This is a genomic window from Blastococcus sp. CT_GayMR19 (genome assembly GCF_004570385.1).
Classification (GTDB): domain Bacteria; phylum Actinomycetota; class Actinomycetes; order Mycobacteriales; family Geodermatophilaceae; genus Blastococcus_B.
Window position 1 is genome coordinate 1 of record NZ_SPQL01000027.1, and the last position, 21,473, is coordinate 21,473.

Here is a 21,473-nt window from a genome sequence, read left to right on the forward strand (position 1 = left end):
GCCACCGGCGCCGCTGTCGGCTCCGCCGTCGGCGCCGCCGTCGCCACCGCTGCCGGCGCCGCCGTCCGCACCGCCGTCCGCACCGCCGTCCTGGCTACCGGGCGTGCCCGAGGCGCCGCCGTCGGCCGGGCCCTCCGTGCTGGTCATGTCGTCGTCGTCGAGCGCCATGTGATCTCCGATCCCGTCGTCGCGCCGGCCGCGGTCCGCGGCTCGTGGGGGCATGGCCCGCCGGTAACGATCATGCCCATCCGGACGGCTCCGCGCAGGACAGGAGCGCACGTCCCGTACGGGCCGGGCGGGTCAGGCGAAGCGGGAGTCCTCCTCGGTCTCGGTCGTGGGGTCGTCCTGGCCGGCACCGCCGTCCGCACCGCCGTCGGCACCGCCGTCGGCACCGCCGCCGTCGTCGTCCCTGCCCAGGTACTCGTCCTCGGACATGCTCCCGGCGGCGCGGTCGGCGGGCGTGCCCGAGTCCGGTTCCGGGGGCGTTTCGGTCATGTCGTCGTCATCGAGCGCCATATCGGTCCTCCGATCGGTCGTGTCCCCGCCGGTCCGCCCGGCGTGCTGCCGATGATGGCCACCGAGCGCCCCGCCCGCGCGCCGAACCCGGACGGCGGGGTTGCCGGCCGACGGGCATCCCAGGCACTAGGGTTCGTCGTCGAACAGGTGTTCGACATACGAGGAGGATCCGTGGCTGCGGCGGCCGGGCGAGCGGAGGGGTGCACCGTCCTGCACGTCGACATGGATGCCTTCTTCGCCAGCGTCGAGGTCCGGCGGCACCCGGAGCTGGCCGGGACCCCGGTCATCGTCGGCGGCGCCGGCAACCGCGGCGTCGTCACGTCGGCCACCTACGAGGCCCGCCGCTACGGCGTGCACTCGGCCATGCCGACCGCCCGCGCCCTGCGGCTCTGCCCGACGGCGACGGTGCTGCCGGGGGATCTGGCGCTCTACGCCGAGGTCTCGCGATCGGTCATGGCGCTGTTCCGCTCGATCACCCCGCTGGTCGAGCCGTTGAGCATGGACGAGGCGTTCCTCGACGTCTCCGGTGCCGGCCGCCGGCTCGGGGACGCCGCACAGATCGGCGAGTACCTCCGGGCACGGGTCTACGACGAGCAGGGGATCACCTGCTCGGTCGGCGTCGCGGGCTCCAAGTTCGTCGCCAAGCTGGCCTCGACGCGGTCCAAGCCCGACGGGCTGCTCGTCGTCCGCCCGCCCGAGGTCATGGACTTCCTGCACCCGCTGCCCGTCGGCGCGCTCTGGGGGGTGGGACCGAAGACGGAGGAGACCCTGTTGCGGCTCGGACTGCGGACCGTGGGTGAGCTCGCGCACGTGCCGAAGCGGACCCTGCAGCGCGCGCTGGGCTCGGCCGCGGGCGGGCATCTGCACGAGCTGTCCTGGGGTCGTGACCCCCGCCGGGTGGTGCCTGAGGAGCCGGAGAAGTCCATCGGCCACGAGGAGACCTTCGCCACCGACATCGACGACCCGGCGGTGATCCACCGGGAGCTCCTGTTGCTGGCCGAGCGAACGGCGGGCCGGCTCCGCTCGGGCGCGTGGCTTGCGCGCACCGTCAGCATCAAGGTCCGCTTCGCCGACTTCGCCACGATCACCCGCAGCCGGACCCTGGACGTCCCCAGCGACGTCGGGCAGGAGCTCTACGACACGGCACGGGCCCTGTTCGACGCCCTCGGGCTCGACCGGGCCCGGATCCGGCTGGTGGGGGTGCGGGCCGAGCGCCTGGTCGACGCCGGCTCGGCACCGCAACAGCTCGAGCTGGGGGCGCGGGAGCACGGCCGGCGGGATGCCGAGCTGGCCGCGGATCGGGCCGCCCGCCGGTTCGGTGCCGGCGCGGTGCGCCCCGCCACGCTGCTGCGGCGGGAGGGGCGACCCGGCGGTCCGTCGCTCGCCGCGAGGCAGGGCGCGCACGGCGCGCCGGATCCGGTCGCCCGGCCCGGGCGCCCCCTCGGCCGCCGGGTGGCGACGGAGGCACCGGGCGGGGATCAGGGCTGACCAGCACCGATCGCCTCCCGCGCCACCGCCCCGGGAGGCGCCGACGACCCCTGGGAGACCCCCCGGAGGAGTGATCGCCGGGGTTTCCCGGCGGGTCGCCGCACGGTCGCCTTTCGCGCGTTGCCAAGGGCTCGTATCCTCGGTGTCACCGTCGGGGGAAGCCCTCCGACGGCAATGGCTTCGCCCACCTGGAGGTCGACGTGCCGCTCTCCGAGCACGAGCAGCGTCTGCTTGAGCAGATCGAGCGCGCCCTCGTCGACGACGATCCCAAGTTCGCCTCGTCCGTCCGCACCGGCGACCGCCGGCTGAAGGCGCGGCGCAAACTCCAGCTCGGCGTCGCGCTGGTCGTCGTCGGCTTCGCCGTGCTGGTCGGCGGAGGTGCCGTGGCCGGGTCGGTCCTCGTCGGCGTCCTCGGATTCCTCATCGCCTTCGGCGGTGTCGCCCTCGGCGTCTTCAACTACAAGACAGCCACCGGCGCGGTCGAGGCCGGCGGCGGCTCTGGCTCGTCGGGCCCGTCGGCACCGGGTCGCGCCTCACGCGGCGGCCGCGTCGGCCGCCAGCCGCTGAAGAACCGCCTCGAAGAGCGCTTCCGCCGCCGCTACGACCAGTAGCAGCTCGCACGGTTTCCGGCAGCCGCCGTCCTCCGGGACGGCGGCTGCTGACGTTCCAGGGCCTGGGCGCGCTGAGGTGTCGCCGGCTGTGGTCCCCAGCCAACCCTCAGCTCTTCCCTGGACCGTTCGCGCGCGAACAGACGCCTTGACACGGGGAGCGAGGGCCTCCTGGGATGAGCCCGAGGCCGCCGCCGCCGGGGTCACGGCCCCATCCGCGAGGGGAGCCGACATGTCGTCCCGTACGGACCTGGAGTTCACGGTCGAGGGAACCACGATCCGCGGCTGGTTCTACACGCCCGACACAGGCAGCGCGCCCTACCCGACCGTGGTGCTGCAACACGGTTTCTCGGCCGTGAAGGAGATGCACCTCGACGACTACGCCGAGGTGTTCGCCGCCGCGGGCCTGGCCTGTTTGTGCTACGACCACCCGGGCTTCGGGGCGAGCGACCCGGTCCCGGGTACGCCACGACTGGAGATCGACCCGTGGCAGCAGATCCGTTTCGTGTCCCATGCGATCACCTACGCCCAGAGCCGGAACGACGTCGACCCGGCACGGATCGGGCTGTGGGGGTCCAGCTATGGCGCGGCCAACGCTTACGTCACCGCCGCGATCGACCGGCGAGTGAAGGCGATCGCCGGTCAGGTGCCGTTGGTGACCGGATCGCTCTCGTTCACCCAGTTGGTGCGGATCGACCAGTGGGCGTCGACGGAGGCGATGTTCGCGGCCGACCGGCTGGCCCGTCTGCGTGGCGAGGCACCGGCGACGGTTCCGGTGGTGGACGACGACCCCATGGCGCCCTCGGCGCTGCCGACCCACGATTCCTACGAGTGGTTCACCGCGACCGCGGAGAAGCGGGCGCCGAGTTGGCGGAACGAGGTGACTCTCCGCTCGCTGGAGTACTTCCGCGGCTACGAGCCGATCGACTACATCCCGAAGATCTCCCCGACGCCCCTTCTCATGGTGGTGGCGCCGGGTGACCGTCTGGTGGACGGCGGACTGTCTCTCCGGGCGTACGAGACGGCCGTTCACCCGAAGAGGCTCGTCGTTGTCGACGGTGGCCACTTCGACGCCTACACCGGCGCCGGGTTCGAGGTCTCCTCCGGCGCGGCACGCGACTGGTTCGTCGAGCACCTCGTCGACAGGGCGTCCAGCTGATCGCCTGCTCGAGCGGTGTGAGCCGCGAAGGATGCGCGACATGAGCTCGCCGCCGTGGCGGCAGTCCGGTCACGTCCGCACCGCCGAGAGCGCCTCGAGCGGAGCCTCTGCGTCACCAAGCGGCCCACTCGAGGACGGGTGACAGGTAGACACGTTTCCGCGGAAGCGTGGTCAAGGTGGGCGGCTTGACGACGCTTCCGCGGGAACGCCGGAGCTGAGACGGGTGTCCCCAAGCGGCCCGTTCAGGGACACCATCGTGGCCCTCTGGCCGTTCTCGCAGTCCTGCACACGTGCACCGCCGAGCTCCACGATGAAGGCAGGTTCAACCTGTGGCGGCGAGGCCGTACCGTGCCACGGTGGCGACTGTGATCCGCCTTGTCCCCGCTGCCGTCGAGCTGCTGGATGCGGCGGTCATCGGCGACGACGCTCTCGCGCGTGTGCTGGGCCACGACGTCGTGCCCGGCTGGGTGACCTTCCGGCAAGCGCTTCAAGCGACACGTGACGCCCTCGCCTCCTCGCCGGGAACTCCAGCGTGGGGCCCGCGATTCTTCGTCTCAGCTGAGCCGCTGGAATTGGTCGGTTGGGGCGGCTTCAAGGGCGCGCCGGCAGACGGCGTCGTCGAGATCGGATACGAGATCGCCGAAGGACGGCGTGGGCGAGGTCTGGCCACCGCCGCGGCCGGTGCCATGGTCGCTGAGGCTTTCGCCGACGAGCAGGTCGGTCGGGTGATTGCCCACACGCTCCCGGAACGCAACGCCTCGAACCGCGTGCTGCAGAATCTCGGCTTCCGACACGACGGACAGAGCCTCGAGGACGGCGAACTCGTCTGGCGCTACGTCCTCGATCGTCCGCTGTGCCCTGCATGAGGGCCTCACGGCCTGGAGGCCCACGGCCGCGCCGGCCGGCCAGCCTCTCGCGAACCGCCCATCATCACCGGGGCGCGATTGCCACTGCTACGCCGTCTGGGATGGCCGATCCTCTCTGGTGTCCGTGAAGCCGCGTTGCGGCGAGCGGGTACCCGTGTCCCTGAACGGCCCACCATGGGGCGGCCGAAGAGTGTGCGCTGAGGAGCAGTTTCTCGCCCGAGAACTGCTCCTCAGCGCACAACGCTCCGTGGGGACTCCGTCCCATATGCGGCCCTCACGGCGGGCCCGGCCGGGTGGCGATAGCGGCCCACTCCGGGACGGCCCACTACGGGACACCTGTCGAAGCCGCCTGAGACGCTCCGTGGCCGAACAACGTGCGCTGAGGCCCCATTTTTCGCCACGGAATGGGACCTGGGCGCACAACGTTGCTGGGGCCCCAGGTGTCCCGTAGGCCGCATTCAGGGGCGCGACCCGCCGTGTCCGGTTGACTCTCGGGACGGTTGGGGTCAGGCGGTCCCGGCGCGGCCGGCCCGTCGCACGGACGTCAGCGCCGCGAGCCGTTCCCGTGCCCACCCCGCCAGCCGCGCGCCCGCGCCGGAGACCAGCGACGCCGGCCACCACCGGGCGAGCAGCCGGCTCCGCCGGGACGCCGAGCGCAGCATCGCCCGGCGGACCGTCCGCAGGGCGAGCACGTCGTCGGGGTGCGCGACGCGGCCGGCGGTGCTGCCCTCCCGGCCGTAACTGGCCGTCTCCTCCGCCCGCGCGAGCCGGTGGACGGCCTCGGACGCGGCCCCACCGGTGGCGGAGCCGGGACCCGACAGCAGCGCGACCAGTTCCCCGGCGGTCTGGCGCGGCGTCCTGGCCGCGTGCAGCCGGATCCCGAGGTCCTGTGCGCCGGCGATGAGCTCGTCCCAGAGCGCCCCCGCGGTGCCCTCGGCCAGGCGACGGCGCCGTTGCAGCGCCCGGACCCCGGCCGGCATGCCGAGGAGGGCGGCGCCCAGCAGCACCGCTCCGGCGCCGGCGAGCACCGGCCACGACACCCCCGTCGCCCGGCCGCCGGACAGCCCCGTCGTGATGGCTTCGTCTGCCCGCTCCACCCGTGGCGCGGCGCCGGTCTGCGCGGGGGCCGTGGGGGCGGGTGCCCCGGCGCTCTCGTCGGCGCTGTCCTCCGCGCCGGCCCGTGGCGCCCAGTCCAGGTCGACGGCGCGTCCGGCGGCGATCGGCGTGGGGTCGAAGGGCACCCATCCCAGCTCGTCGAAGAAGACCTCCACCCACGCGTGGGCGTCGTCGCTGGTGATCAGCCGCGAGCCGTCGGGCTCGGTCGAGGACCCGGGCGTGTAGCCCAGGGCGACCCGCGCGGGCACCCCGGCCGCCCGGACCATGACCGCCATCGTCCCGGCGTACTGCTCGCAGTAGCCGCGCTTCAGCCGGAGGAAGTCCACCAGGTCGTTCCCGCTGGTCCCGGGCTCGGTGGAGAGGCTGTAGATGAATCCGTTGGACCGGTCGGTCAGGTGGTCGTGGATGGCCCGCACCCGCTCGTAGGGCCCGCCCGCGCCGGCGATCAACGAGCCCACGAGGTTGGTCACCTCCAGCTCCAGGGGTGGCAGCCGGGTGAATCGCTCCTGCACATCCCCCTCGAGCAGCTCTGCGCTCGCCGCCAGGAGGCCGGCCGAGGGACGGGGCTCCACCGCCGTCACGGTGTAGCTCAGGTCGCCGGTGGTGACGTTCCGGCCGAACACGGTGCCGGTGGCGGGGTCGAAGCGCCAGTCGTCGGGGTCGGCGTCCTCCACGCGCACCGACAGCGGCGAGAAGGGCAGCGGCAGGAAGCGGTCGTCGTGCTGGAGCACGTCGATCGAGGCGGTCACCTGCCGGCTGGTCTGGTCCGGCGGGAGTGGCGCGAGCCGGTCGTCCTCGCCGATCGAGGTCTCGCCGTCGAGGTTGCTCATCGACCAGCCGGTTTCGCCGTCGTACTGGTCCAGCGTCACCGCTCGCAGGTAGCCGGGGTCCGCGACGGTGGTGTCCAGCCGGAACAGGGGCACCGGCTCCCGGAGGGTGAGCTGTCCCTGCAGCGCGGCGACGGGATCCAGCGCCGTCCCGGTCGAGCTGCCCGTCCCGCCGCCGAGGCCGGTGGTCAGGGACCCCTCGTCGAGGGTCGGGACGACGGTGCCGATCACGATGCCCGCGACCAGGGCGACGGCGCCGGTCCGCACCGCGGCCACGACGCCGGTGCCGAGGAGCGCACCGGCGGGGCGGCCCCGCGCCGGCAGCCGGCGGTGCTGGTCGGCCCACAGCAGGAGGGCGAAGCCGGCGGCCGGTGCGGCGAGCGCGACCAGCCCGATCCCGCCCTCGGTCGTCGTCACCGGGACGCAGGCGAGGACCAGCAGCCCCACGCCGCCGAGAGACGCCTGCCGCCCGGCCACCGCGAGAACGTCGACGGCCACCGCGACCAGGCCGACGAAGAGCGTCGTGAGGGCGAGCAGACCGGTCAGTGTCAGGGCCGGGGTCGCCTGCTCGCGCATCTCAGCGAGACCGTCGGCCAGCACCCCGGCGAGCTGCGGGCCGCTGGTCCAGGTGGGCAGCACACCCGCGAACGCGTCGGCCGGGGCGTAGAGGGCGGTGAGGAGGCAGGCGAGCAGCAGGAGCTGGCCCACCGGGACCAGGACCACCCCGAGAGCGCGAACCGGGCGCGGCCCCGGGCGGTCGCCCGCCAGGCCCGGCCAGAGCGCGGGGCCCGCCGCGCGCAGGAGCAGGCCACCGGCCAGCACGACCACGACGGCGGCGGCCACGGGGGGCAGCCAGGCGCCGGAGGAGAACACCGGGGCGAGGGCGAGCGAGCCGAGCAGGGTCGCGACGCCCGCCGCGACCGCGCTCCCGAGATCCCGCGGGTTCATGCCGGGGCCCCGAGCGATTCGCGGCCGGCGGCAGACCCCACGGGCGCGCCCAGGTCGGCCCAGACGTCCGCGACGGACCGGTCGGCGCGGGCCTCGGTCACCCGCCAGCCCGCGGCACGGAGCAGGGTGGCGGCGTCCTCCCGCTGCCGGGCCAGGGCGCCGCGCGCCGCGGTCGACGGCCCCCGGCGGCCGGCGGCCGGTCCGGCGTCCGCCCAGCTCTCGATGTCGATCAGCACCGCCAGGTCGGTGGTGGGCCCCGAGCGGCGGCGGATCAGGTCGGCCACGTCGTCCGGGCCGACCGCGCCGAGCAGGCAGATCACGGGGCCGTCGCCGGCGGCCCGGCACAGCTGCTCCACGCCGGTCACCAGGCTCGAGACCCGGGACGGGCCCACTCCGGCCAGCCGGTCCAGCAGGTCGTCGGGGCTCAGCCGTCCACGGCCGGAGGGAGGGAGGAGCTCGCCGGCGTCGGTGACCGTCCGGAGGATCGCGCCGCGGCGGGCCAGCGCCGTCCCGATGCTGGCCGCCGCCTCCACGAGCCACTCGAGGCTGTCGCCGGGCGGGCAGTCGTCGCCGGCCGCCCCGCCGATCGTCGAGGAAGTGGATGCGTGCGGGGACACGAGGTGGGCGCGGGCGCGGGTGTCGAGCAGGAGGGTGGCCTGAGCCCGCCACGGCCGCTCCTCCAGGCGCACCATGAGCTCGCCGGTGCGGGCGGTCGCCCGCCAGTGGACCTTCCGCAGGTCGTCGCCGTGGCGGTACTCGCGAACGCTGACGTCGTCCTCACCGTGCACGGAGATCGTCCGGCGGGAGCCCTCGCCGCCCCCGCCCTGGCCACCGGCGGGACCACCCCGGCCCAGCGGCCGCACCCGGGGGACGACGAGCAGCACGGCACTGTCGACGCCGACGGCGCTGCGCTCGACGAGCCCGAAGGGGTCCATCAGGCGCAGCCGCAGCGGTCCGAGTACGTGCCGGCCGCGGCGTCCCCCGTCCAGGCGGTACCGGAGCGCCGCCGTCGCGCCCGCGGGCAGCCGGTCGACCACGAACCGCGGTGAGCGGCCCAACGCCTCCGGCAAGGGCTCCGTCAGCCCCCACAGGCCACCGGGCCGGGTGTCGGCGTTGAGGATCTCGAGGAGGACCTCGGCAATGTCGCCGCGGGGGAGCCGCGGCGGGGTGACCGTGCGCCGGACCGTCAGGCGGAACCGCTCGCGGGCGACCGCGGCCGCGGACAGCAGCGGCAGGGCGAGCACGAACACGGCGAGCTGCACGAACGACTGCTCGCCGGACACGATGCCGAAGAGCAGCAGCGCCCCGCCGCCGCCGACCAGGCAGCGCCCCCGCGTCGTCAGGGAGGACAGCGCCCTCCGGGCTGCCCCGGACACGAGCCCTCAGCGCCCTCGGGGGACCGGGACGCCGGCCAGCAGCTCCGCGACCACCTGCTCGGCGCTGCGCCGGCCCAGCGCCGCGTCCGCCGTCAGCAGCAGGCGGTGCGCCAGGACGGGAGTGGCCAGCGCCTGGACGTCGTCGGGCAGGACGTGGTCGCGCCCCGACAGGGCCGCCGACGCGCGAGCGGCCCGCAGGAGCTGCAGGCCGGCGCGGGGGGAGGCGCCCAGGCGCAGGTGGGGGGAGCGGCGGGAGGCCTCGACGAGCGCGACGACGTAGCGACGGACCGCCTCGGCGACGTGCAGCTGCCCGACCGCCGCCACGAGGTCGCGCACGTCGGCCGCGTCGGCGACCGGCTGCAGGGTGACGAGCGGATCGGCGGTGGCCCGGTCGTCCAGCATGGCCAGCTCCGCCACGCGGTCGGGATAGCCCATCGACACCCGGGCGGTGAACCGGTCGCGCTGGGCCTCCGGCAGGGGATAGGTCCCCTCCATCTCCAGCGGGTTCTGGGTGGCCATCACCAGGAACGGGCGGGCGAGCTCGTAGCTCACGCCGTCGACGGTGACCTGGCGCTCCTCCATGCACTCCAGGAGCGCCGACTGCGTCTTGGGCGAGGCCCGGTTGATCTCGTCGGCGACGACGACGTTGGCGAAGATCGCGCCCGGCTTGAACTCGAACTCCCGGGTCTCCTGGTCGTAGATCGCCACCCCCGTGACGTCGCTCGGGAGGAGGTCGGGGGTGAACTGGATCCGCCGCACGGTGGCGTCGATGGAGGCGGCCAGCGCCTTGGCCAGGGTCGTCTTGCCCACGCCGGGCACGTCCTCGATGAGCAGGTGCCCCTCGGCGAGCAGCACCACCAGGGCGAGCCGGACGACGTCGTCCTTGCCCTGGACCACCCGGGCGACGTTCGCCGCGATCCGGGCCCCTTCCGCGGCGACATCGACCTCCGCACCGGGCGTTCCGTCCGCGGTGCGTGTCGCCTCCGTCACGTCCACACCGTACGTGCTGAGCGGCCGCACGCGGCGGCCTCGATCCGTGGGGCAGCCGCACCCGGATCGCGGTGCCGCCGAGGGGTGGGGAGGCCAGGTCACGACACGGCGACGAGTGGTGTCCAGTGGGGGCTAGTGGGTTACTGTGTCGCCCGGTGGGGAGACAGGGACCGTCAGGGTTCCGGTAGGGCCCACGGGAGGACCGATGCGGGGGGTGATCCGGTGTTCGTCGGCAGCTACCCGTTGCGTCTCGACGAGAAGGGCCGGCTCGCCCTGCCCGTCCGGTTCCGTGACCAGGTGTCCGGCGGCATGGTGATCAAGAAGGGCCAGGAGCGCTGCATCTACGGCCTCACCATGGCCCGGGTCGCCGAGCAGAGCGCCGCCGTGGCCGCGATGGCCCCCTCCGACACCGCCGGCGCACGCATGGCCGCCCGCATGAGCTTCGGCTCGATGGTCGAGATCGAGCCGGACAAGACCGGCCGCATCACCATCCCGGCGAGCCTGCGTGAGTACGCGGGACTGGACCGCGACGTCGTCATCGTCGGCGTGGACACCCGCTTCGAGATCTGGGACGCCGCCAACTGGGAGGCCTACGTGGCCGAGCAGGAGGCGGCCTACGCCGAGATGGAGAGCGAGGGGATGCCGACGTTGTCGTGATCCCGGGCGCCTCTCCCGCTGCTCCCCGGAGTTCCGCGAGCCACCCCCGAACGAGCCGCCTTCCCCGCGGCTCGACCGGGTCCGGCCCCCAGTCGCCTTCCCCGCGACTGGGTTCCGAACGGCACGGAGCGCCGCATCCGGCAGCGGAGCATGCCGGCCGGCCACCTGGCCGGACGCGTGTGCGCCCACCCGCCCCCGCGGGGCACCACCTGGCGATCTTCCCCGACGCCAGGCGGGGCCCCGCGGGGGGCGGGACGCCCTCCGGCGAGGGGCCGGGCCCCACTCCGCTCCCTGGGCCCCACTGCGCCCCACCCTCCCGTCCGGCGGCGCGTCCGCCGGCCCGGTCCACCTCCCGCCCCGCCCGCCCCATCCGCCCGATTCCGCTTCACCGGAACACCTGCGTCCCACCTCCGGGCCTCCGTGCGCGGCACGATTCGCAGGGAGACCACGGACCGTTCGAGAGGCAGTCGACGATGAGCACCACCGAGCCTCTGCGGCCTCCGGTGCACGTGCCCGTCCTCCTGGAACGTGTCACCGAGCTGCTCGCCCCCGCCTGCGCCGCCGACGGCGCCGTCCTGGTCGACGCGACCCTGGGTCTGGCGGGCCACACGCTGGCGATGCTCGACGCCCACCCGGGCCTCCGCGTGATCGGCCTGGACCGTGACCCCGACGCCCGCGCCGAGGCCGCCCGCCGGATCGAGGCGGCGGGCCACGGCGACCGCGTCACCCTCGTGGCGGCCGTCTTCGACGAGCTGCCCGAGGTCCTCGACTCCCTCGGCATCGCCGAGGTGCAGGGCGTGCTGTTCGACCTGGGCGTCTCCTCGCTCCAGCTCGACCGTCCCGACCGCGGCTTCAGCTACTCCGCCGACGCCCCGCTGGACATGCGCATGGACCCGGGCGGCCCGCGCACCGCGGCCGACGTGGTGAACACCTACTCCCCGAAGGACCTCGCCCGCGTGCTGCGGGTCTACGGCGAGGAGCGCTTCGCCTCCCGGATCGCCGCGGCCATCGACCGCGAGCGCGCCCGCGCGCCCTTCACCACCACCGCCCGGCTGGCCGAGCTCGTCCGCGACGCCATCCCCGCCGCCACCCGCCGCACCGGCGGGCACCCGGCCAAGCGGACCTTCCAGGCGTTGCGGATCGAGGTCAACGACGAGCTCGGCGTCCTGGAGCGGGCGCTGCCGGCCGCGATCGAGGCGCTGGCCGTGGGCGGCCGGGTCGTCGTGATCACGTTCCACTCCCTCGAGGACCGCATCGTCAAGCAGACCCTCGCGGCCGGCGCCACCGATCGCACGCCCCCCGACATGCCGGTGCCGATGCCCGAGCTGGGTCCGGTGCTGCGGTTGCTGACGCGGGGTGGCGAGGCGGCCTCCGACGCCGAGGTCGGGCTGAACCCTCGGTCCGCCTCCGCCCGGGTCCGGGCGGCCGAGCGCATCCGGAGGGCGGCATGAGCGGTCGTTCGGCGGCCCGCAGCGCCCCGGCGCCGGTCCGCACCTCCTCCCCGTCGTCGCGGGCGGACGCCGTCCGCCCGTCACGGGCCGAGCCCCGCGGCGCCTCCCGGGCGACGCCGGTCCGCCCGGAGCTCCGCCTCGTCCCGGGCGTCGCGCCGCGTTCCCGCCGGCGCGCGCTCGCCGTCGCCGGGTCGCGCGCGCCGTTCGTCCTGCTGGTCGTCGCGCTGCTCGTCGGCACGACGCTCGGGCTGCTGGTCCTCAACACCGTCATCGCCGTCGACTCGCTGAAGGCCACGGCACTCCGCGCGGAGAACGCGGAGCGGGCCCAGGAGGTGCAGCGGCTGGAGCAGCAGGTCGTCACCGCGGGCACTCCGGCCGAGATCGCCCGCGCCGCCGAGGCGGCGGGCCTCGTCCCGGCGGGCCCGGCGGGCTACCTGGTGCTCGACCCCGACGGCGGGGCCATCCTGCGCGGGAACCCCGAGCCGGCCGAGCCGACCGCCGAGCCGACCGCCGAGCCGAGCGCCCAGTCGCCGGCCGGGAGCGGGGACTGAGCCGTGCCGAACACGGTCCGCGGACCGGGGGCCGGCCCGCGCGCGACGGGGCGGGCTCCCGGCCGTCCGTCCGCCGCAGGTCCCGCCGGGAACCGCGGCGCCCTGGGAGCCTTCACCCCGCGCCGCCTGCCGGGCAGCCGGCGCAGCGGTGCCGGCCTCTCGCCGGACCAGCGGGGGCTGCGCAACCGGTGGGGCCTGATCGTCCTGATCACCCTGCTGGTGCTGGTCGTCGGGCGGCTGGCCGTGCTGCAGGGCGTCGACGGCGCGGAGTACGCCAACGCCGCCGAGCAGGACCGGCTGCGCACCTATCCCATCGCCGCGCTGCGCGGCGCCGTCCTCGACCGGGACGGGCACCCCTTCGCCTACACCGTCGACGCCTCGAGGGTGGTCGCCGACCCCGCGGTGGTGGGTGACCCCGCCCGTACCGCCCTGGCGCTCACCGACCTGCTCGACGTCCCGGCGCCGGAGCTGACCCAGAAGCTGTCGGAGGACAGCCGCTACGTCATCCTCGCGTCCAAGATCTCCCCGGAGACCACCGACGCCATCGACGCGCTCGAGCTGCCCGGCATCCTCTTCGAGGACGACCCCGTCCGCCTGTACCCGGCGGGTGCCGTGGGTGGGCAGGTGATCGGCTTCGTCGGACGGGACGGCGCGGGCCTGGCCGGCATCGAGCAGACCTTCGACGAGGAGCTCGCGGGCACCGCCGGCCAGCGCCGGGTCGAGGTGGGCAGCGGGGGCAACCCGATCCCCTCCGGGATCGACGAGTCCTCCCCGGCCACGGACGGCGACACCGTGACCCTCACCCTCGACCAGGACGTCCAGTACATCGCGGAGGAGCGCCTCGCGGAGGCCTGCGCGGACGGCGCCACGACGCGGGCCTCGGCGGTCGTCCTGGACGTGAAGACCGGGCAGGTCGTCGCCATGGGGTCCTGCCCCGGTTACGACCCGGGCGCCTACTCGACGACCGATCCCGACCTGCTGGGCAACCCGCTCGTGTCCGGCGTCTTCGAGCCCGGCTCGATCATGAAGGCGGTGACGCTCTCGGCCGCCCTGGAGGAGGGCGTCGCCACCCCCGACACCGTGCTGAGCGTCAACGGCCACATCGACGCCGGGGACCGCGTGGTGACCGACGCCCACGACCACGCGCCGATCGACTGGACCGTGACCGGGATCCTCGCCAAGTCCAGCAACGTCGGCACGATCATGCTGGCCCGCCAGGTGGGTGAGCAGAAGCTCGAGGAGTACCTGCGGGCCTTCGGCGTCGGCAGCACCACCGGCATCGAGCTGCCGGGGGAGAGCGCGGGCATCCTGCAGGCCTCCGAGGAGTGGAGCGGCGTCCGCGCGGCCAACGTCGCGATCGGCCAGGGGGTGTCGGTGACCACGTTGCAGATGGCCTCCATCTACCAGGCCATCGCCAACGACGGCGTGCGCGTCGAGCCCCGGATCGTCGAGTCGGTCACCGACCCCCGCGGCCGGGTCACCCCCGCACCGGAGCCCGCCCGCACGCGGGTCATCAGCGAGTCCACCGCCGAGGACATGGCCTACATGCTCGAGGCGGTGGTCGGCCCGGACGGGACCGCGCCCCTCGGGGAGATCGAGGGCTTCCGCGTCGCCGGCAAGACCGGCACCGCGCAGCGCGCCAACCCCGAGTGCAACTGCTACGCGGGCGGCGGATACGTGACGACGTTCGTCGGCTTCGCGCCCGCCGACGACCCGCAGTACGTGGTCGCGGTCGACCTGGAACGACCCACCAGCTCGGCCGAGGGCGGTCAGGTGGCGGCTCCGGTCTTCGCCGACATCCTGCGGTTCGCGCTCACCGCCGACGGCGTGGTGCCCTCCGGGACCGCGCGGCCGGATTTCGTCCTCACCGGTAGGTGAGGCCCTCCGCCGTCCGCAGGCTGTTCCCTCTCTGCGGGCGAGGCCGCAGCGGGGTGCGCGGAGGGGCCGGTCCCGCGGGGTGCGGGGATCCCGCCCCGGTAGATTGGAGCCCCGTGACCTCGACCGCGCCCGGGTCGGTACCCCGGCCTCCGGGGAACCGCCCGCTGTCCCTCGCCGATCTGGCCGATCTCGTCGGTCCCGTCGTCGAGGGCCCGGCGGCCGCATCGGGGAACCCGACGATCGCCGGAGTCACCCTGGCCTCCGACGAGGTCCGTCCCGGCGACCTCTACGCGGCCCTGCCCGGCACCCGCACCCACGGGGTCCGCTACGCCGCCGACGCCGCGGCGCGCGGGGCCGTCGCCCTCCTGACCGATCCGGCCGGCCGCGCCGACGCCGCCGCCACCGGGCTGCCCGTGTGCGTGGTCGACGAGCCCCGGGCCGTCCTCGGCGCCGTGGCCGACCGCGTCTACGGCGAGCCCAGCCGGCGCCTGACCGTCCTCGGCATCACCGGGACCAACGGCAAGACGACCACGGCGTACCTCGTCGAGGCGGGTCTCGCCGCCGCCGGGCTGGGCGCCGGCCTCATCGGCACGATCCAGACCCGCACCCGCATCCGAGACGACGGCGGCCGGGAGGTGGTGACCGAGGTGCCGAGCGTCCGCACCACCCCCGAGGCGCCGGCCCTGCACGCGCTGCTCGCCGGGATGGCCGACGACGGGGTGTCCGCCGTGGTCATGGAGGTCTCCAGTCATGCCCTGGTCCTCGGCCGGGTCGGGGGGATCCGGTTCACCGCCGCGGGCTTCACCAACCTCGGGCGCGACCACCTGGACTTCCACACCGACCTGGAGGACTACTTCCGGGCCAAGGCCCTGCTCTTCGACGGGCGGGCCGCCCGGGACCTGGTCACGATCGACGACGAGGCAGGGCGTCGGCTGGCGGAGCAGCACCCGGAGGCGGGGACGGTGTCCGTCTCCGGGCCCGCGGACTGGTGGGCCGCCGACCTGGCCGCCGAACCCGCCGGGGGGTCCACGTTCACCCTGCACGGGCCGGGCGGACGGACCTGGCCCGCCCGGCTGCGGCTGCCCGGCCGGTTCAACGTGGCGAACGCGGTCCTCGCCGTCGCGCTGCTCGACGCCGCCGGGGTCGCCGTGGAGTCCGCGCTGGCCGGCCTGGCGGAGACCGTCGTCCCCGGGCGGATGGAGCCGGTGGACGCCGGCCAGCCCTTCGTCGCCGTCGTCGACTACGCGCACACCCCGGACGCGGTGACCACGGCGCTCGCCGCCCTGCGCGAGGCGACGGCCGGCCGGCTGATCACCGTCCTCGGCTGCGGCGGCGACCGCGATCCGGGAAAAAGGCCGGCGATGGGTACCTCTGCGGCGATCCTGAGCGATGTCCTCATCGTGACCGACGACAACCCCCGTTCCGAGGACCCCGCCGCCATCCGTGCGGCGATGCTCGCCGGCGTCCACGACGTCCCCGAGGCCGACCGGGCCGAGGTGCTCGAGATCGGCGACCGGCGCGCCGCGCTCGCCACCGCGGTCGGGCTCGCCCGCCCCGGCGACACCCTGCTCGTCGCGGGCAAGGGGCACGAGACCGGGCAGGAGATCGGCGGAACGGTGCACCCCTTCGACGACCGGGACGTGCTGCGCGAGGTCCTCGCCGGGGGGACGCCCGCATGATCGCGCTGACGCCGGCCGAGGTGGCCCGGCTCGTGGGCGGTGAGCTGACCGGGGACGGGGCCGCGATCACCGGGAAGGTGACGCTGGACTCGCGGGCGGTGTCGCCGGGCGACCTGTTCGTCGCGGTGGCGGGGGAGCGGGCCGACGGGCACGACTACCTGGGTGCTGCCGCGGCCGCGGGGGCCGTCGCCGCTCTCTGCAGCCGCCCCGACGGCGCGCTGCCCTGCGTCGTCGTCCCCGACCCCGTCGTGGCTCTCGGACGGCTGGCCGCGGGCGTGCACGCCCGGCTGACCGCCGGTGGCCTGCGGACCCTGGCCATCACGGGCTCGTCGGGGAAGACCTCGACGAAGGATCTCCTCGGTCAGGTGCTCGGCGCCGCCGGCCCCACGGTGAGCCCGCCCGGGTCCTACAACAACGACATCGGCTTGCCGCTCACCGTGCTCGACGCCGACGAGTCCACGCGGTACCTGGTCCTGGAGATGGGCTCCCGCGGCCCCGGGCACATCGCCCGTCTCTGCCGGGTCGCCCGGCCGCAGGTCGGCGTCGTCCTCAACGTGGGCTCGGCCCACCTCGGCGAGTTCGGCAGCCCGGAGGGCATCGCGCAGGCCAAGGGCGAGCTGGTCGAGTCGCTCCCCGAGGACGGCACCGCGGTCCTGAACGCCGACGACCCCCGCGTGCTGGGCATGGCGAGCCGCACCCCCGCGCGCGTGCTCACCACCGGTACGGGGGCCGACGCCGACGTCCGCGCCGCCGGGGTCTCCCTGGACGGCGCCGCCCGCGCCGCGTTCACGCTCGTCGCCGCGGGGGAGGAGCACCCGGTCGCCCTCCAGGTCGTCGGGCGGCACCAGGTGGCCAACGCCCTGTCCGCTGCCGGTGCGGCCCTGGCCGCCGGCGTCGGGCCCGCCGCGATCGCCGCCGCGCTGTCCACGGCGGCCCCCCGCAGCCGCTGGCGGATGGAGGTGGAGCGCCGTGCCGACGGGGTCACCGTGGTCAACGACGCCTACAACGCCAACCCCGAGTCGATGCGGGCCGCCCTCGCCGCACTGGCCGGTCTGGCGGGGGAGCGGCGCATCGCCGTCCTCGGCGCCATGGCCGAGCTCGGCCCCGACGCGGCCGCCGAACACGAGCGGCTCGGCCGCGACGCCATCGCCTCCGGAGTCGACCTGCTCGTGGCCGTGGGCGCCGATGCGGTAGGCATAGCCGACGGAGCGTCCGCTGCCGGGGGTCGCGCAGGAGAGGAGTCGGTGCACGTGCCGGACCGGGCCGCTGCCCGCGAGCTGCTGTCGGGCGTGCTCCGACCCGGGGACGTCGTCCTCGTCAAGGCCAGTCGTTCCTACGGGCTGGAGGTGCTCGCCGCCGATCTGCTGACCGCCGGGGACCGCCGGACCGAGGGCCTCGCGTGAGGTCTGTCCTCATCGCGGCCGGCTTCGGCCTGATCATCTCGATCCTGCTCACCCCGCTGGCGATCCGCGCCTTCCGCCGCCAGGGCCTGGGGCAGGAGATCCGGGACGACGGCCCCGAGAGCCACCTGTCCAAGCAGGGCACGCCCACGATGGGCGGGACGGTGATCGTCGGCGCCACCCTCGGCGGCTACCTCGCGGCACACGTGTTCCTGTCCGGTCAGCCGGGGTGGGGCTTCACCGCCACCGGGGTGCTCCTCATCTTCCTGATGGTGGGCATGGGCACGGTCGGCTTCCTGGACGACTACCTGAAGATCCGGCACCGGCGCAGCCTCGGCCTGAACAAGACGGCCAAGCTGGTCGGTCAGCTGGTCGTGGGCGTCGCGTTCGCGGTCCTCGCGCTCAACTTCCCGAACCGGGAGCAGGTGACGCCGGCCTCGACCGTCGTCTCCTACGTACGTGACATCGCGCCGCTGGCCCTCGGCTCGATCGCCTTCGTGATCCTGGCCTACCTGTTCATCGCCGGGTTCTCCAACGCGGTGAACCTCACCGACGGACTCGACGGGCTGGCCGCGGGCGCCTCGGCGATGGTGTTCGCCTCCTACGTGTTCATCTCCTTCTGGCAGTTCACCCACGACTGCTCCAACGAGCTCATCGAGGGCTGCTACACCGTGCGCGACCCGCTGGACGTCACCCTCGTGGCGGCCGCGGGCCTGGGCGCCTGTCTGGGCTTCCTGTGGTGGAACACCAGTCCGGCCCGGATCTTCATGGGCGACACCGGCTCGCTGGCGTTGGGCGGGCTGATGTCCGGTCTGGCGATCGTCACCCGCACCGAGCTGCTCCTGGTGGTCCTCGGCGGCCTGTTCGTCGCCGTGACGCTGTCGGTGGTGATCCAGGTGGCGTTCTTCCGGGCGACGCGGCGGCGGGTCTTCCGCATGGCGCCGCTGCACCACCACTTCGAGCTCGCCGGCTGGACCGAGAACACCGTCATCGTCCGGTTCTGGCTGGTGACCGCGATGGCCGTCGCGTTCGGGATCGGGCTGTTCTACGCCGACTGGCTCGACTTCGTCGGCCTGTGAGCGGCTCCGTGATCGACCGGCTCCGCGATGGTGACGTCGTGAGCATGGACCTGGCACGACGGACGGTCCTGGTCGCCGGGCTGGGGATCTCCGGCGCCGCGGCGGCGCGGGCGCTCCTCGCCGAGGGGGCGCACGTCCTGCTCACCGACGCGGCCTCTCCCGCCGTCGTGGGCGAGCTGACCGACGCCGGCGCGAGCTGGCTCGGCGCGCTCGACACGGTGCCGGAGGGGACCGAGCTCGTCGTCACGTCCCCGGGCTGGCGGCCGGATGCGCCGCTGCTGGCCGACGCCGCCCGCCGCGGGGTGGAGGTGATCGGGGAGCCGGAGCTCGCCTGGCGGCTGCGGATCCCCGGCCCCGGCGGCACGCCCGCCCCCTGGCTGGCGGTCACGGGCACCAACGGCAAGACGACGACGGTGACGATGCTCGAGGCGATCCTCCTCGCGGCCGGCCGCCGGGCCGTCGCCGCGGGCAACGTCGGGCGCCCGCTCGTCGAGGTGGTCACGGCGCGGGCGGACGACGGCACGCCGGCCTACGACGCCGTCGCCGTGGAGCTGTCGAGCTTCCAGCTGCACTGGTCCTCGTCGATCGCGCCGGCCGCTGCCGCCGTGCTCAACGTCGCCGACGACCACACCGACTGGCACGGCTCCTTCGCCGCCTACCGGGACGCGAAGGCGCGCATCCTGGCCCTGTCCCCGGTCGCCGTCGCCGACGCGGGCGACCCGGTCGCGGCGGCGTTGGTCGCCGGGCACCCCGCCCCGGTGACGGTCACCGTCGGGGAGCCCGCACCCGGGCAGCTCGGCGTCCGTGCCGGAGTGCTGGTCGACCGCGCCTTCGGGGACGACATCGTGCTCCTCGACCGGACCGAGCTGCAGGTCCCGGGACCGCACAACATCGTCAACGCCCTGGTCGCCGCGGCACTGGCGCGGGCGATCGGGGTGGACGCCGACGCGGTCCGCCGGGGGCTGGCGGGTTTCCGAGGGGGCGCCCACCGCAACGTCCTGGTCGCCACGGTCGACGGGGTGGACTACGTCGACGACAGCAAGGCCACCAACCCGCACGCGGCCGGCGCGTCCCTGGCCGCCTATCCGCGGGTGGTCTGGATCGCTGGCGGGCTGCTCAAGGGGGCCGACGTCGACCCGCTGGTCGCCGCGGTCGCCTCCCGGCTCGCCGGGGTGGTGCTCCTGGGCCGGGACCGGGCAGTGATCGCGGCGTCGCTGGCGCGACACGCCCCAGTGGTCCCAGTGGTGACGGTGGTCAGCGGCGACGATGACCGGGTGGACACGAGTGCCGAGGCGACGATGACGGAGATCGTCGAGGCGGCGGCAGGGCTGGCCCGGCCGGGGGACACCGTGCTCCTGGCGCCGGCGGCCGCGTCCTTCGACGTGTTCCGCGACTACGCGCACCGCGGCCGCGCGTTCGCCGACGCCGTCCGGGCGCTGGGATGACGGCCGGTACCCGCGAGCGGTCGGGCACACCCACCGGAGCCGCCGGGGAGACCCGACGGCGCTACGAGCGACCGCCGAGCCGGCTCCAGGGCCCCGCCTGGCTCGACGGACCGATGACCAGCTGCCACCTGGTGCTCGGCGCCGGCGGGCTGCTGCTGGTCATCGGCCTGGTCATGGTCTTCTCGGCCTCGTCCATCGAGGCGGCGCTCGCCGACGAGCCGGCCTGGAAGCCCGGCGTCCAGCAGGTGATCTGGGCCGGTCTCGGCCTCTGCGCCATGCTGGTGGCCCTGCGCCTGCCCGTCGGGTTCGTGCGGCGCTGGTCGCCGGTCGCCCTGATCGGGGTGGCTTTCCTGCTGCTGCTGGTGCTGATCATCGGGGTCAGGCTCAACGGCGCCAAGCAGTGGCTCGACCTTGGGTTCGGATACCTCCAGCCGTCGGAGGTGGCCAAGCTCGTCTTCGCCCTCTGGGGCGCGCACATGATCGCGCTGCGCGAGCGCTACCTGACGACATCGTCGCTGCTGGTGCCGGTGCTGCCGGTCTTCGGGGTGCTCTCGCTGCTGCTCATCGCCGAGCCGGACTTCGGGGCGGTGGCCACGCTCGGGCTGGTGCTCGTCGGGCTGCTCTGGGCGGGTGGGATGCCACTGCGCTGGTTCGGCCTGGTCGCGGTCGGCGCCGGCGCGCTCCTCGCCGCCGTGGTGACGTTCTCGCCGGAGCGGATGGAGCGGATCACGTCGTTCCTCGACCCGTTCGCCGACGCCAGCGAGGGCGGCTTCCAGGCCATCCGCGGCTTCTACGCGCTGGCCACCGGGGGGCTGTGGGGTGTCGGGCTCGGGAACAGCGCGATGAAGTGGAACCTGCTGCCGCACGCCGAGTCCGACTACATCTTCGCGATCATCGGCGAGGAACTCGGCTTCCTCGGCTGCCTGGTCGTGGTCACCCTCTACGGCGTGCTCGCCTACGCCGGCTTCCGGATAGCCCGGCGCTCCGCCGACCGGTTCATCCAGCTGGCCAGCGTGGCGATCACCGTCTGGCTGGTCGGGCAGGCCGCGATGAACATGGGTTACGTCGTCGGCCTGCTGCCGGTGACCGGCGTGACGCTCCCGTTGATCTCCGCGGGCGGCACCTCGCTCGTGCTCACCCTGTTCATCATCGGGCTGCTCGCCCGATTCGCCCGCTCCGAACCGCAGGCGATCGAGGCTCAGCGCGGGCAGGCGCGCGGCCGGCTGGCCCGCCTGTTCCTCCCGGTGCCCACGTCCGCGGTCGACCCGTTCCGGCCGCCCCGCACCCTCGAGGAGCGCGGAGCAGACCGCCAGGCGGTGCGCGGTGGTCGCACCCTCGTCCACGCCAGGCACGGAGCCGTCACCCCGGCCGTCCAGCCCGCCGGCGCCCCGCCCGCGCGCGGCGCATCCGCCCGCAGCCGCCGCCCCGCGGCCGAGGAC

Annotated in this window: 17 protein-coding genes; 13 read left to right on the top strand and 4 right to left on the bottom strand. The window is 74.8% G+C overall.

Features of this window, described 5'->3' with window-relative positions:
- Positions 1-300 precede the first annotated feature (300 nt).
- Complete coding sequence (locus E4P39_RS21520; protein ID WP_135138680.1) at positions 301-495, bottom strand: hypothetical protein; 195 nt, start codon at positions 493-495, stop codon at positions 301-303.
- 192 nt (positions 496-687) lie between these two features.
- Between E4P39_RS21520 and dinB the strand changes: the two genes are divergently transcribed.
- The 4 genes from dinB to E4P39_RS21540 all read left to right on the top strand — a co-directional run bounded on the left by dinB (position 688) and on the right by E4P39_RS21540 (position 4,637).
- Positions 688-2,004, top strand: a complete 1,317-nt coding sequence (gene dinB, locus E4P39_RS21525) for a DNA polymerase IV (protein ID WP_245160026.1) — start codon at positions 688-690, stop codon at positions 2,002-2,004.
- Positions 2,005-2,204: 200 nt separating this feature from the next.
- Positions 2,205-2,615, top strand: coding sequence for a DUF3040 domain-containing protein (locus tag E4P39_RS21530; protein ID WP_135138681.1), 411 nt, complete (start codon positions 2,205-2,207; stop codon positions 2,613-2,615).
- A gap of 229 nt (positions 2,616-2,844) precedes the next feature.
- The gene (locus E4P39_RS21535; RefSeq protein WP_135138682.1) at positions 2,845-3,771 is read left to right on the top strand and encodes an alpha/beta hydrolase; all 927 of its coding nucleotides are present in this window, start codon (positions 2,845-2,847) and stop codon (positions 3,769-3,771) included.
- A gap of 356 nt (positions 3,772-4,127) precedes the next feature.
- The gene (locus E4P39_RS21540) at positions 4,128-4,637 is read left to right on the top strand and encodes a GNAT family protein (protein WP_135138683.1); all 510 of its coding nucleotides are present in this window, start codon (positions 4,128-4,130) and stop codon (positions 4,635-4,637) included.
- A 506-nt stretch (positions 4,638-5,143) separates the two neighbouring features.
- Here the strand turns inward: E4P39_RS21540 and E4P39_RS21545 are convergent.
- The 3 genes from E4P39_RS21545 to E4P39_RS21555 are packed head-to-tail and all read right to left on the bottom strand — an operon-like array spanning position 5,144 to position 9,894.
- Positions 5,144-7,528, bottom strand: coding sequence for a DUF3488 and transglutaminase-like domain-containing protein (locus E4P39_RS21545; RefSeq protein WP_135138684.1), 2,385 nt, complete (start codon positions 7,526-7,528; stop codon positions 5,144-5,146).
- Complete coding sequence (locus E4P39_RS21550) at positions 7,525-8,904, bottom strand: DUF58 domain-containing protein (RefSeq protein WP_135138685.1); 1,380 nt, start codon at positions 8,902-8,904, stop codon at positions 7,525-7,527. The genes E4P39_RS21545 and E4P39_RS21550 overlap by 4 nt, the downstream gene beginning before the upstream one ends.
- Positions 8,905-8,910: 6 nt before the next feature.
- Entirely contained in the window at positions 8,911-9,894 is a 984-nt protein-coding gene (locus tag E4P39_RS21555; protein ID WP_135138686.1) for an AAA family ATPase, read from the bottom strand.
- Between the two features lie 222 nt (positions 9,895-10,116).
- On the opposite strand from E4P39_RS21555, the gene mraZ reads away from it, so the two are divergent.
- The 9 genes from mraZ to ftsW all read left to right on the top strand — a co-directional run.
- Positions 10,117-10,551, top strand: coding sequence for a division/cell wall cluster transcriptional repressor MraZ (mraZ, locus tag E4P39_RS21560; RefSeq protein ID WP_135138687.1), 435 nt, complete (start codon positions 10,117-10,119; stop codon positions 10,549-10,551).
- Positions 10,552-11,024: 473 nt separating this feature from the next.
- Positions 11,025-12,002, top strand: a complete 978-nt coding sequence (gene rsmH, locus E4P39_RS21565; protein ID WP_135138688.1) for a 16S rRNA (cytosine(1402)-N(4))-methyltransferase RsmH — start codon at positions 11,025-11,027, stop codon at positions 12,000-12,002.
- Entirely contained in the window at positions 11,999-12,553 is a 555-nt protein-coding gene (locus E4P39_RS21570; RefSeq protein WP_135138689.1) for a hypothetical protein, read from the top strand. The genes rsmH and E4P39_RS21570 overlap by 4 nt, the downstream gene beginning before the upstream one ends.
- Positions 12,554-12,556: 3 nt before the next feature.
- Complete coding sequence (locus tag E4P39_RS21575; protein ID WP_245160028.1) at positions 12,557-14,431, top strand: penicillin-binding protein 2; 1,875 nt, start codon at positions 12,557-12,559, stop codon at positions 14,429-14,431.
- Between the two features lie 113 nt (positions 14,432-14,544).
- A complete protein-coding gene (locus tag E4P39_RS21580; RefSeq protein ID WP_135138690.1) occupies positions 14,545-16,110 on the top strand; it encodes a UDP-N-acetylmuramoyl-L-alanyl-D-glutamate--2,6-diaminopimelate ligase in 1,566 nt (521 codons plus the stop codon).
- The gene (gene murF / locus E4P39_RS21585) at positions 16,107-17,513 is read left to right on the top strand and encodes a UDP-N-acetylmuramoyl-tripeptide--D-alanyl-D-alanine ligase (protein ID WP_135138691.1); all 1,407 of its coding nucleotides are present in this window, start codon (positions 16,107-16,109) and stop codon (positions 17,511-17,513) included. The genes E4P39_RS21580 and murF overlap by 4 nt, the downstream gene beginning before the upstream one ends.
- Positions 17,510-18,589 (top strand): phospho-N-acetylmuramoyl-pentapeptide-transferase, encoded by a 1,080-nt coding sequence (gene mraY, locus E4P39_RS21590; RefSeq protein ID WP_135138692.1) that lies wholly within the window; start codon positions 17,510-17,512, stop codon positions 18,587-18,589. Before murF ends, mraY begins: the two co-directional genes overlap by 4 nt.
- 44 nt (positions 18,590-18,633) lie before the next feature.
- Positions 18,634-20,034: a UDP-N-acetylmuramoyl-L-alanine--D-glutamate ligase gene (gene murD / locus E4P39_RS21595; protein WP_135138696.1), complete on the top strand. Its 1,401-nt coding sequence runs from the start codon at positions 18,634-18,636 to the stop codon at positions 20,032-20,034.
- Positions 20,031-21,473, top strand: a 1,443-nt coding sequence (gene ftsW, locus E4P39_RS21600; RefSeq protein ID WP_135138693.1) for a putative lipid II flippase FtsW, incomplete at its 3' end; no start/stop codon positions are given. The genes murD and ftsW, both read left to right, overlap by 4 nt.